At 69.7% G+C, this 12501-nt stretch carries 10 protein-coding genes; 8 read left to right on the top strand and 2 right to left on the bottom strand.

Going from position 1 to position 12501, the window contains the following annotated elements; all coding sequences use genetic code 11:
- The first annotated feature begins 16 nt into the window (after positions 1–16).
- The 3 genes from OG430_RS04260 to OG430_RS04250 all read left to right on the top strand — a co-directional run bounded on the left by OG430_RS04260 (position 17) and on the right by OG430_RS04250 (position 2364).
- Positions 17–583 (top strand): GNAT family N-acetyltransferase, encoded by a 567-nt coding sequence (locus tag OG430_RS04260; protein ID WP_327351036.1) that lies wholly within the window; start codon positions 17–19, stop codon positions 581–583.
- 85 nt (positions 584–668) lie between these two features.
- Positions 669–1625 carry an alpha/beta hydrolase gene (locus OG430_RS04255; protein ID WP_327351035.1) on the top strand — a complete coding sequence of 319 codons (957 nt, stop codon included), beginning with the start codon at positions 669–671 and terminating at the stop codon, positions 1623–1625.
- A 10-nt stretch (positions 1626–1635) separates the two neighbouring features.
- On the top strand, positions 1636–2364 hold the full coding sequence (locus OG430_RS04250) for a helix-turn-helix transcriptional regulator (protein WP_327351034.1): 729 nt from the start codon (positions 1636–1638) through the stop codon (positions 2362–2364).
- Between the two features lie 42 nt (positions 2365–2406).
- On the opposite strand, the gene OG430_RS04245 is transcribed toward OG430_RS04250, so the two are convergent.
- Positions 2407–3399 (bottom strand): glycoside hydrolase family 26 protein, encoded by a 993-nt coding sequence (locus OG430_RS04245; RefSeq protein WP_327351033.1) that lies wholly within the window; start codon positions 3397–3399, stop codon positions 2407–2409.
- A 370-nt stretch (positions 3400–3769) separates the two neighbouring features.
- Here OG430_RS04245 and OG430_RS04240 point away from each other — a divergent pair, with 370 nt between their 5' ends.
- The 3 genes from OG430_RS04240 (at position 3770) to OG430_RS04230 (ending at position 8523) form a co-directional block, all read left to right on the top strand.
- Positions 3770–5509: a glycosyltransferase gene (locus tag OG430_RS04240; protein ID WP_327351032.1), complete on the top strand. Its 1740-nt coding sequence runs from the start codon at positions 3770–3772 to the stop codon at positions 5507–5509.
- A 106-nt stretch (positions 5510–5615) separates the two neighbouring features.
- On the top strand, positions 5616–7553 hold the full coding sequence (locus tag OG430_RS04235; RefSeq protein WP_327351031.1) for an acyltransferase family protein: 1938 nt from the start codon (positions 5616–5618) through the stop codon (positions 7551–7553).
- An 82-nt stretch (positions 7554–7635) separates the two neighbouring features.
- Positions 7636–8523 (top strand): family 16 glycosylhydrolase, encoded by an 888-nt coding sequence (locus OG430_RS04230; RefSeq protein ID WP_327351030.1) that lies wholly within the window; start codon positions 7636–7638, stop codon positions 8521–8523.
- A 46-nt stretch (positions 8524–8569) separates the two neighbouring features.
- Here OG430_RS04230 and OG430_RS04225 read toward each other — a convergent pair whose 3' ends face one another.
- On the bottom strand, positions 8570–9796 hold the full coding sequence (locus tag OG430_RS04225; protein ID WP_442816435.1) for a pyridoxal phosphate-dependent aminotransferase: 1227 nt from the start codon (positions 9794–9796) through the stop codon (positions 8570–8572).
- A gap of 355 nt (positions 9797–10151) precedes the next feature.
- Between OG430_RS04225 and OG430_RS04220 the strand changes: the two genes are divergently transcribed.
- Positions 10152–11618, top strand: coding sequence for an FG-GAP repeat protein (locus OG430_RS04220; protein WP_327351029.1), 1467 nt, complete (start codon positions 10152–10154; stop codon positions 11616–11618).
- Positions 11619–11751: 133 nt separating this feature from the next.
- On the top strand, positions 11752–12393 hold the full coding sequence (locus tag OG430_RS04215) for a GntR family transcriptional regulator (RefSeq protein WP_327358952.1): 642 nt from the start codon (positions 11752–11754) through the stop codon (positions 12391–12393).
- Positions 12394–12501: the final 108 nt, after the last annotated feature.

Raw genomic sequence — 12501 nt, 5'->3', positions numbered from 1 at the left:
TCATGGGGGAGAGTCAATGACGTCCGTCTCGCAGCGCGTCCCGGAATCCATCGCCACCGAACGGTTGGTACTGCGGCCCTTCGCCTCGGGCGACGTCGACGACCGGTACGCGTACCAGCGCCTGCCGGAGGTCGCGCGCTACCTCTACCGGCCGCCGCTCACCCGCGAGGGCTGTGCCGAGTCCATCGCCGCGCGGGCCGGCGGGACCGCCTGGAACGCCGAGGGCGATGTGGTCCTGCTGGCCGTGTGCCGGGCGGACGAGCCGGGAGTCATCGGCGAGGTGGCCCTCACCCTCAGAGGCGCGCACACCCGGCAGGCCGAGATCGGCTGGATCTTCGACCCGCGCTGCAGCGGCCGGGGCTACGCCACCGAAGCGGCACACGCCCTGGTCTCCCTGGCCTTCGACGGTCTGGGAGTGCACCGGATCTTCGCCCGGCTCGACGTCCTCAACACCGGATCGGTGCGCGTGTGCGAGCGCCTCGGCATGCGCCGCGAGGCGCATCTGGTCGAGAACGACCTGGACGGCGAGCGTTGGGGCAGCGAGTACGTCTACGCGATGCTCGCCCATGAGTGGCAGGACTGAACCCCACTCAGCTGCGGCGAGCGTGGCGCAGGTCACAGGGAAAGGGTGACAGTACGTTGTCGCGGGCCGCTGCGAGGGTCGACGCATGACGTTCACCGATGAGGACTGCCTCGCCGAGACCCTGGCGTTCAACGAGCAATTCGAGGCCGCCGCCGCGAGCCGGCCGCCTCGCGGGCCGGCGCCCGGCGCGGCCGCGCTTGCGCTGATGCGGCGCAACCGGCTCGGCGGCGACACTCCACCCGTAAGGCTCCCGCAGGGCCAGGACCGCACCGTTGAGGGCGGGGCGAAGGTGCGGGTCTTCGTGCCGGACCACGTCGACGGCGTACATCTGCACATTCATGGCGGCGGCTGGGCGTTCGGGTCCGCGGACGGACAGGACGAGCGGCTCTGGCGCCTCGCCCAGCAGGCCCGGCTGGCCGTGGTGAGCGTGGAGTACCGACTCGCGCCGGAGCACCCCTTCCCCGCCGGGCCCGACGACTGCGAAGCCGCCGCCCGATGGCTGGTGAAGAACGCCGCTGCCGAGTTCGGTACGGACCGGCTGCTGATCGGTGGCGAATCGGCGGGCGCCCACCTCGGCGTGGTGACCCTGCTGCGCCTGCGCGACCGGCACGGCATCACCGGCGCCTTCCGGGCGGCGCACCTGCTGTTCGGCCCGTACGACCTGTCGATGACGCCGAGCCAGCGGAGGTTCGGCTCCCGGCGGCTGCTGAGCAACACCGACTCGCTCAGGGGCAGTTATGAGCTGTTCACGCCGGGGATGGGGGAGGACCGGCGCCGCGACCCGGAGGTCTCGCCCCTGTTCGCGGACCTGACCGGGCTGCCGCCGGCCCGGATCGTCGTCGGGACGGAGGACCCGCTCCTTGACGACTCGCTGTTCCTGGCCGCTCGGTGGCAGGCGGCGGGGGCGCCCGTGGAGCTCGGCGTCGTCGCCGGCGCGATGCACGGCTTCACCCTGTTCCCGCTGACCGTCACCGAGCGGGAACTGGCCAGGGAGCGCGCCTACTTGGCCGCCGCGTGCGGATCGTCACGGTCCTGCAGGTAGCGTCGCCGGCATGAAGCGAACTGCCCGGCTGTACGCGCTGGTCGAAGAGCTGCGCGCGGCAGCGCCACGGCCGCTGACGGTCGCGGCGCTCGCCTCGCGGTTCGAGGTCGGCGCCCGCACCGTACAGCGCGATCTGCAGGCGCTGATGGAGACCGGTGTGCCGGTGCGCTCCCAATCCGGGCGCGGCGGCGGCTGGTCGATCGACCCGCAGATGACCCTGCCGCCGATCCATTTCACCGCCGACGAGGCCGCGGCACTGACCGCCGCGCTCGCCGCCGCCGGCGCCGCCACCCCCTACGCGGGCGCGGCCCGCACGGCCGCGCAGAAGATCGTGGCCTCGATGGCGGGACCCGCCTCGGCGGCGGCCCAGGAACTCGCCGCGCGGATCGTCGCCCTGCAGACGCACGGCGACGCGGCGGTCCGTACCGCGGTCGAACGGGCCCTGGCCGAGGGCAGGGTGCTGCGGCTGTCCTACAACGACGCCGCAGGGCGGACGAGCGAGCGGGTCGTGGAGCCGGCCGGACTGCTCACCGCCGAAGGCCGCTGGTACCTCATCGCCTGGTGCCGCACCCGCCGGGCCGGCCGGGGCTTCCGCCTCGACCGGATCGCGGCAGCGGCGCCGACCGGTGAACGCGCACAGCCCCACGACCTCGGCGAACTCCTCGTCGGCTCGGCCGGCGCCGGTGCCGTACGACCGACCGTGCTGGGCTCACTTACAGCTCCACCCGTGACCCCGTGACCCCGTGAGAATCCGCAGAGGAACGCGGCGGGGTTCAAGCGGTCAGTGGAGGCCGCTCGGGTCGAAGCCGAACGCGTCGTTCGCGGCGTTCGTGCGGAAGGAGTGCTCGGTCTGCGGCCCGCTGTCGATGCGCCAGTCCGACTCCTTGTTCAGGTTGAACCAGATGAGTCCGACCACGTCGTTGTGCGCCGCGACGCCCTGGAACAGGTCGTTGATGTCGGCCTGTTGGCGGGCGCCCGGTTCGGCCGCCGTCTCGGGGATGATGAACGGCTTCTTGGTGAAGGTGCGGATCTGGTCCATCGTCGGGCCGTAGAGCGTGTTGAAGGTGTGGGGGCCGTTCCTCACGTAGTAGCCGACGACGCCGACCCAGTCCACGTAGTCGTCGCCGGGCCAGTACGGCTTCAGCTTGACGTCCGGCGCCGGGGTGATGTTGTTCGCGCTCCAGGTCCAAATGACATTGGTGGCCTTCTGGTCCTGGAAGAGGTCGTGGACGTGCTTCCAGGCCGCGACGAAGTCCTTGGCGGTGGACTTCGAGGCACCCCACGGGTACCAGTCGCCGTTCATCTCGTGCCCGAAGGTGAGGCCGACCGGGATGTTCAACTCGCGTACGGCCTTGGCGTACTGGCGGATGTATCCGTCGCTCTTGCCCGCCGCGATGTCGGCGAGCGACGTGTTGAACGGCTCCCAGTTGATGAAGGGCATGGCGCCCTTGGCCCAGATGTCCTTGGCCTGCTGGGAGTTGAAGTCCGTGCCCCAGGCGACGAAGTACGTGACGAGGTTGGGCTTCTTGCTCGCCGTCTCGGCGAATGCGTCGACGGGCTTCAGCGACTGCGGGACGCCGTCGGCCGCCATCCCGAGGTATTTCTTCTCGGGGTGAAGCAGCGGCTTGATGTCGTACGCCTGCGAGCTCACTGATCCGGCGTTGAGCGCGGCGGACCCGTCGGCGCCGTCATGCGAGGAGGCGCCGCAGCCGGCGACACCCAGGAGCAGGGCTCCCGCTGCCAGGGAGACAACAGTGGTGCGCAGGTATTTCATGGGCCTGGCTTTCTGGGGGCGATGGCCGACAGTTCAGCCTAGGGGAATTGGCGTCGTTGTGGCTCTCGCGAATTCGGCCGATTAATGGAAAGGCGATGTCGGTCACTTGGCCGACGGGAATCTACTGGCAGATAGGCCATTGGTCGCCGATCGAAAGGACGAATGTCCATAAATGTGCCGTGAGGTTATTTCCACGGGAGTGTAAAGCCGACTGGCCAGGAATGACCCTACCGCTCTGCCGGGCGATCGGCACAATTGATCAAAGGCGTCCCGGCCTGGCGTGCTCATGAATTCTTCATTCATGATGGATGACGCCTTGCGGCGAGATCGAGTCGCGTTCTGGCATCTCACGCAAGAGTGAAGGAAAACCATGGGTAAGAGCGGAACACCGGCGCCGCCCGTCGGCATCGTCTCGCCGCCGACGGACGAGGAAATGTACGCCTACCTCGGGCCGCAGCGACGCTGGGTGCTCATATGCATGTCCGCCTCCTATGTGTTCGGGGCCGTCACGCTGTTCCTGTTCGCGCTGCGGGCGCCGGCGCTGTGGGGCTTCATGGTGATCCTGGGCCTCAACAGCGTCGCCTGGATCCTGGCGTCCCTGGACGGGCAGAGCAAGCGGCGCCTTTCCAAGGAGAGCCACCTGGCGCTCGTGGAAGGGTGGGCGCCGAGCGTCAGGTCGAGCATCGACATCTTCCTGCCCTCGTGCGGCGAACCCCTCGACGTACTGCGCAACACCTTTCACCACGTCTCGCGGCTGGAGTGGGACGGGAAGCTGCGGGTGTGGGTCCTCGACGACTCCGGATCGCCCGAAGTGGCCTTGCTCGCCGACGAGTTCGGCTTCGAGTACCGCAGCCGCCCGAACCGCGGACACCTGAAGAAGGCGGGCAACCTCAACTACGGCCTGCAGCACTGTGACGGGGAATTCGTCACGATCTTCGACGCCGACTTCTGCCCCCGGCCGGACTTCCTGCACCACCTCATGCCGTACTTCGACGACCCGGGCACCGGGATCGTGCAGAGCCCGCACTGCTTCGACACCGGGCCCGGACAGAGCTGGCTCGAGCGGGCGTCCGGCGCCTGGCAGGAGATCTTCTTCCGCTGGCTGATGCCTTCGCGCGACGCCGACGGAGCCTCCATCTGCTGCGGCTCCTGCGCCGTCTACCGCCGCTCCGCGCTGAACATCACCGACGGCTTCGCCAAGCTCTCGCACAGCGAGGACATGTACACCAGCATCGCGATGAAGCAGAGCGGCTTCAGCACCCGGTACGTTCCCGTACAGCTGGCCAAGGGCCTCTCCCCGGACACGCTGTCGGCCGCGGTCAATCAGCAGTACCGCTGGTGCATGGGCAATCTGCAGCTCATGGTGAACCGGGACTTCTACCGGATGAAGATGCCGTGGCGGGCGCGGGCCGCCTACTTCAGCGGATTCGCCAACTACATCGCCGGCGCCATCAACATCTTCATGCTGCCGCTGCCCATGGCGATCATGTACTGGTTCTCGCCCATGGACATCCGGGCCTGGCACGTCCTGCCGCTGCTCGTGCCCGCCTGGGTGTTCCTCGTGCTGCTGCCGTCGGTGGCCACGACCCGCTGGCGCTTCGAAGCACTGCGCGGAACAACGCTGTTCAGCGTCGCCCACGGGGTCGCGTTCCTGCACCTGCTGAAGGGTCGGCACAGCGAATGGGTGCCCACCGGCGCGGCGGCGAAGCGCAATCCCCTCGCCCACACGGTCAGCAAGATCGCTCTCATCTGGTTCTCGCTGATCAACGTGGTGCTCTGCGGCGGCGCGATCTATGCGGCGGTCGACGGAGGCGTGCTGCACGTCTGGGGATCGCTGGTCTTCGTGGCCTCCTATCTCGCCATCACGGTGCCTCTGATCCGCGAGGCGCTGCTCACCCTCCGCCCGTCCCTAGGGCCTGTCGTCAAACTCCTGCCTGCCCCGCGACACCTGGCACGCACTCTCGCCGTACCGGTTGAAAGCCCAAGTACGTCCAGTACGAGGACTTCCATCCGGCACGCCGAGAGCACGCACCAGACGCCGCGGTGCCGCCCTCCGGGCAACGGCAGGAGTTTGACGACAGGCCCTAGCCCTTCCAAGGAGTCAGCGTGAATCACTCGCGGAGCTGGCCTAGCGGTCTCGCCATCACCTCGGTGCTCGTCCTCATCGGCTTCCTGGCCTCCGGCTGGGCCGATCCCATGTTCTCCTGGCTCACTTCATGAAATTCAGAACAGACATCGAGGGCCTGCGCGCCGTTGCCGTCCTCGCAGTCGTCGGCTTCCACGTCGGCATCCCGTACTTCGCCGGCGGCTACACCGGAGTGGACGTCTTCTTCGTCATCTCCGGCTTCCTGATCACCGGTCTGCTGCTCAAGGAGATACGGGAGACCGGGCGCGTACGCATCGCGAACTTCTATGCCCGCCGCGCCCGGCGCATCCTGCCCTCGGCCGCCGTCGTCCTCATCGTGACGCTGGCCGCGAGCTGGCTGATCCTGCCGCCGCTGCGCCGCCCCGACGTGGCCTGGGACGCCATCACCTCGGCCTTCAGCGCCGCCAACTGGCGGTTCATCGCGCACAACACCGACTACATGGCGGCCGGGCAGAGCCAGAGCCCGCTGCTGCACTTCTGGTCGCTGGCCGTGGAAGAGCAGTTCTATCTGCTGCTCGCCCCGCTGCTGTGGCTCCTGGCCCGCACCTTCAAGCGCCTCATCGGCCCCGTGCTGGTCCTGGTGACCGCGGCGTCGTTCGTGCTCAGCCTGTACTGGACCCAGCTCAACCAGCCCCTCGCCTATATGGCCTCACCCACCAGGGCCTGGCAGTTCGGGCTCGGCGGGCTGCTCGCCCTGGTCGCCTGGGCGCCGCGCGGGAAGCTCACCTCGCACGCCCTTGGCGTGCTCGGCGGGGGCGCCATCATCGCGTCCGTCGTCCTGTTCACCTCCAAGACGCCGTTCCCCGGCTGGGCCGCGGCACTGCCCACGCTGGGCGCGGTCGCCGTGATCGCGGCCGGCCCCTCCGGAGTCGTCGGCCGGCTGCTCTCGGCCAAGCCGATGCGCAGGCTCGGACAGCTCTCCTTCGCCTGGTACCTGTGGCACTTCCCGGTGCTCACGCTGGCCGACGCCTGGGCCGGACAGCTGTCCTGGCCGGTCAAGGCCGTCGTGGCCGTGGCGGCCCTGCTGCCCGCATGGCTGACGATGAAGTTCGTCGAGCAGCCGCTGCGCTATGCGCGCGCACTCAAGGACGGCGCCCGCCCCAGCCTCAATCTGGGACTCGCCGCCACGGTCTTCCCGGTCGTCATCGCCCTGGCGGTCGGCAGCGGCTCGCTCCGGGAGATGACGACCGACCTGACCAACCTGCAGCTGGTCGGAGCCAAGAGCGGATCCCACTTGATCACCGACCCCGTGGGCGGACCGGTGCCCTCGCCCCTCAAGGCGTCCGCCGACTACCCGAAGTCGGGCGACTGCGAAGTACGCCCTGACGGCACGACGAGCCCGGCCTGCCTCTTCGGCGACACCGGGGCGAAGGGCCGTGTCGTCCTGTTCGGCGACTCGCACGCCGACGAGTGGTTCCCCGTCGCCAAGGACATCGCCCGACAGCACGACTGGGCCCTGGAAGATCTCACCAAGATGGGCTGCCCGCCTGCCCAGATGTCGGTGTTCAACCCGCAGCTCGGGCGTACGTACACGGAGTGTGACGCCTGGCGCGACAACGCGCTGAAGCGCATTGCCGCCGGACCCAAGCCGAAGATGATCATTGTCGGCTCGCTCAACATGTACGGTCCCTCACCGCAAGCCCTGGCCGACGCGTGGAAGCCGACCCTGGACGCCCTCACCGCCACCGGCGCGCCCGTGGTCTACCTCCGGGACAATCCCAAGCCGGACAAGGACATCCCGGCGTGCGTCTCGGGCGCCAATGACCCCTCGGCGTGCGACTTCCCGGCCGCGCAGGCCCTGCGCCCGGACCTGATCGCGGACCACCCGCCGAAGGGTGTCCACGTGGTCGACGTGGACGACGTGCTGTGTCCGCCCGGCACCATGTGCCCAGCCGTGAAGGACGGCGTCCTGCTCTACCGGGACGACTCGCACCTGACGAACACCGCGGCCGCGCTCCTTGCCCCGCGGATCGAGGACCAGATACGGCGCCTGCACGTCCTCAAGTAGGCGTACGGCGAGTTGCGACGCCGTGGATCATCGCCCTCTACTGGCAAGAAGGACCCAGTTGCCTGCGATATGGGAGGCGGTCATGGCTCGGGCACGTAGCGCGTCGACAATCGCCTCGATTCTCCTGCTGCTCCTCGGGGCGGTGTCCTGCTCCAGCACGACTGCCCGCACGACTTCGGGGAGCTCCTGGCGCCAGGTGTTCCGGGACGATTTCGACGGTCCTGCCGGAAGTGGCGTGTCCGCCGAGAACTGGCGGCACGACGTGGGGTGGTGCTACCCGGGCTGCCCGGCCGCGAACTGGGGCACCGGAGAGATCGGCAAGCACACGGACTCCACGGCCAACTCGTCCCTCGACGGTTCCGGCCACCTGGCCATCACACCCTTGCGTGCCCCGGACGGATCCTGGACCTCCGCCCGAATCGAGACCCGGCGCTCCGACTTCGCCGTGCCGGACGGCGGAACACTGCGCATCGAGGCCTCTCTCAAGCTCCCGGACGTCAACACCACGACGGGCAAAGGGTATTGGCCCGCCTTCTGGGCGATGGGGGCGCCGATCCGCGACAACGGATACACGGGCTGGCCGCAGTGGGGCGAAGTCGATGTGCTGGAACAGATCAACGGAAGGCCCGAGTTCTACTCCTCCCTCCATGCCGGCCCTCCCGGGGAGAACAGGATCTACAACTCACCGCCCTTCGCCTGCCCGGACTGCACCACGAAATTCCACCTCTACGCCGCCGAGCTCGACGCCCACGAGGTGCGCTACTACGTGGACGGCGAGCTGCACCATCGCGTCACCGAGGAGCAGCTGGGGGCCGAGGCGTGGAAGGACGCGACGCAGCACGGGATGTTCCTGATCCTCAACGTCGCCATGGGCGGAAGCTGGCCCGACCAGCTGGGCGGCGGCCCCGACGGCGGCACGGTCCCCGGCAAACCCCTCCTCGTCGACCACGTGGCCGTCTACACGAAGTGACGGGCGAACGCTCAGGCCCGAATGGTCAGCGTGACGGGCGGAGTCCTCAGGCCCGCATGACCAGTCGGTCCACCGCCGCCGTGCCGGAGCCCTGGATCACCGGACGCAAAGGGCCGTACGCATCCGGGCCGGCCGGCAGCGACTGCCCATCGGCACCCCCGTACAGCGTCTGCTCCAACCCGGCGAGCAGGCGCTGCACCTCGTGCTGTGGGCGCACCACGAGCCGTAGATAGCGGCTCGAACTGCCGATCTTGTTGCCGCATTCGCGGACCAGGACCCCGTGCTCGGTGAGGAGCCGGTCGCGCAGGGCCGCGCCGTCGACGCCCTCGGGGAGGCGGACGTACAGGAAGTTGCCCTGCGAGGGGTGGACGGTCAGGCCCGGCAGTCGCGCCAGGTGCCAGAGCATCTCCTGGCGGTCGCGGCACACCTGGCGCAGGCTCAGCTCGTACGCCGGGCGATGCCGGCCGAGCATGAACACCACTGTCTCCGCGAAGGAGTTGAGGTTCCACTTGGGCAGCGCGGCGCGCACCTTCCCGGCGAGTGCCGGGTTCGCCACGAGATAGCCGAAGCGCACCCCGTGCAGCCCGAAGTTCTTGCCGAGGCTGCGCAGGACGATCACGTTCGGGCGCAGCACCGCCTCGGCGGCGACGCTCGGCTGCGGTTCGGCGTCCGCGAAGTCGAGGAACGACTCGTCCACGACGACCAGTTCGAGATCCTGCAGCGCGTCGAGCAGGGCGAGCACGGAGCGGCGTGGCAGAAGTCCGCCGTCCGGGTTGTTGGGGTTGCAGATCACGGCCGTGCGCGAACCCCGGGAACGTACGAAAGTGACGAAGTCCGCCGGATCGAGGGCGAAGCCGGCCTGCTCCGGCAGCAGGAACATGTCCACGCGCTTGCCGGTCTCCATCGGCTGGTCGGTCCATCTGCCGAACGTCGGCACCGGCACCGCGAGGGACTCGCGCACCAGCAAGTGGTCGATCCAGGTGATGAGTTCGGTCGAACCGTTGCCCATCGCGACGGTCCCCGGATGGAGGCCGAGCACCGAGCAGAGCTCGGCGGTGACGGTGTCGGCGCTGCTCGGGTAGTAGGTCAGGATGTCCCGCAGCCGCGCGCCGAGCTCGTCGAACATCTCGGGCGTCGGGAAGTAGGGATTGCACGGGATACAGAAGTCGACGAGCGGGGCGCCGCTGTGGTGGGTCCGGTCGAGGGTGGCGTACGAGGGGCTGTGGGCCGCGGCCGCGCGGAAGAGGGCGGTGACATTGCCGGCGTCTGCCATGGGGGCCTCCGGGGGTGGTGGTGCTGTTCGGGCGGTGCTGTGCGCTGCGGTCCGGGTTCGATGCTCCTCGTGCGTACGTGTCTCCCCGTGGATACGTGTGCGAGCGGTGCTCTGCTCAACGGGTGGGGTGCGAGGGGTGGTTGGGAACCGGAGGTGCTCGTTCGTCCCGGACCGGCCGCGGCTGTCACAGCCGTGTCACAGGGTGCACCGGCCCACTCGAGGGAGCACAACCCCCAGCGGTGATCGCGTGTCTGATCCCACGCCAAGGGCAACGGGCTGATCTCATCACTCCCGTTACCCGGGCCCGCAATCCGCACGGCCGCAGCTCGACGCGGTCACTCACAGGGGGACTTCCTTGCGCTCGACATACCTCGCGGCCTTCGTGGCCGGCGTACTCGCCACCACCGCCGGCATCGTCATCACCGGGACCACCACCGCGGCGGCCGCCCCGGCCGCGGCAGCCGTGGCCCACGACGACTTCAACGGCGACGGATACCGGGACCTGGTGACCGCGGCCCCCCGGGCGACGGTCGACGGGAAGAAGGGGGCCGGCTTCGTGTCCGTCCTCTACGGCTCGTCCTCCGGCCTGGACACCGTCCACCGGCTCGTCCTCACCCAGAGCTCCAGCGGTGTGCCCGGCACTCCCGAGGCCGGTGACTCCTTCGGCGCGTCCGTGGCCTCCCAGGACCTCGACGGCGACGGCTACGCCGACCTGGCCATCGGCGCACCCGGCGAGGACATCGGCTCCGCCACGGACGCGGGCGGCGTCACCGTGGTGTGGGGCTCGGCCCGCGGCCTGGCCGGCACCGCCAGCTGGCTGGAGAGCCACACCCTGGGCGAGCCCAGCGCTAACGAGGCGTACGGGACCGGGCTGACCGCCGCCGACGTCGACGCGGACGGCCGCCCCGAACTCGCCCAGGTCAACGGAACCGATGCCGTCTACGTGCACGGATTCGGCGATTCCCGCACTCCGCAGAACCCCGAGCAGATGTACGGCCTGCCGACGGAGGACGGCTTCAAGCCCACCGGCCTCACCGGCGCCGACTACAACAAGGACGGCTACGCCGACCTCATCGTCACCGGCACCCAGCCGTCCCTGGAATACGTCCAGAGCCGCTCGGCACTGCTGCGCGGCACCCCGGACGGGCTGACCCTGGACCGCACCTTCGCCGGCGGCACGGTGGGGGCTTCCGGTGACATCAACAAGGACGGCTATCCCGACGTCGTACTCGGCGACCCGCGCATCCTCGAACACGGCGAATGGGACCTGTCCGGGGGCGCCGTCCAGGTCCGCTACGGCAGCAACCTCGGCCTGTTCGGAACCAACGGCGAGGAGCCCGTCACCATCTTCCAGCAGGGCCAGGGCGGCATCCCCGGCACCGACGAGTCGGGTGACGACTTCGGCAGCGACGTGAGCCTCGGCGACGTCAACGGCGACGGCTACCTCGACCTGGCCATCGGCGCGCAGGGCGAGAGCATCGGCGACCTCCCCGACGCGGGCGCGGTCTGGCTGCTGCGCGGTTCGGCACGGGGGATCACCTCGACCGGCGTGCAGAACTTCAACCAGAACACCGCGGGCGTGCCCGGCGCGGCCGAGCAGGGCGACCTCTTCGGGGCGCAGGCCCGCCTCATCGACTCCAACCGGGACGGCCGCGCCGAGCTCGTCACCACGGCCCCCGACGAGAACGTCAGCGAAGGCTTCGCCTGGGTGTTCGGCGCGACGTCCGCGGGCCCGACCGCCAACGGCTCCTGGTCGTTCGGCGCCGCCGCCCTCGGCGCGCCGGCCGACGAAGCCCACTTCGGATCCGCCGTCGCCAAGTAGCCCGCAGGCCCGAAGCTCGCCCTGCCCCGCAGGTGGTGCCGCGTATTCTCGCCGGGGACGGGGCGAGCGGAGGACGGTGCACGTGGCAGGCAGCAAGGCGGACGCGGCGGAGCGGACGCGAGGCGGCGGCCGGATGTCGCTGAGCGCGCAGGCGCGCGAGGCGGTGCGGCAGCGGATCGTGGACCGGCGCTACGCGATGGGCTCCCGCCTCGTGGAACGCGAGGTCGCCGAGGAGCTGCAGATGTCGCGGGTGCCGGTGCGCGAGGCGCTGCGCGCCCTCGTCGCCGAGGGGCTCCTTGAGCTGCTGCCGCACAGCGGGGTCCGGGTGCGGAGCCTGGAGCCCGCCGACGTACGTCATCTGTACGAGGTGTGGGAGCCCCTCGCCGTGCAGGCCTCCCGACTCGCGGCCCGCCGGGTCGCCGCCGCGGCCGGGGAGCCCGAGGGTCTGGCGGCGCTGCGTGAGCTGCTGGAGCGGGCCGAACAGGCGGCCGCGGCGGGCGAGGGCAAGCGTGAGGTGGCCGCGCACACGGCGTTCCACGAGGAGATCGTGGCGCTCGGCGGCAACCCGCTGCTCGCCCGCACGATGGAGCAGCTGAGCTGGCAGCTGCAGTTGCTCTTCGGGCTGCGCGAGGAGCCCGCGCACATGCGGGCGCAGCATGCGGAGATGTTCCGGCACATCGCGGCGGGCGACGAGGAACCGGCTGCGGCGAGCACGCTGCTGCACGTGCGCGACAGCCGGGCGGTGGCGCTGCGGTCGCTCTTCGGTACCGCGTAGTTGTATACCAAGACGTAGATCGAGGCGGGCCACCTCTGCGCGTATCCCGTCATAATGCCCGTACGTACGTGACGTCGCGTGGTGCGATCTTGTTGGCGTGGCGCCTCT

Source organism: Streptomyces sp. NBC_01304, assembly GCF_035975855.1.
Classification (GTDB): domain Bacteria; phylum Actinomycetota; class Actinomycetes; order Streptomycetales; family Streptomycetaceae; genus Streptomyces.
The sequence above is the reverse complement of the archived record's forward strand: the minus strand, read 5'-3'. Positions and strand labels throughout refer to the sequence as shown.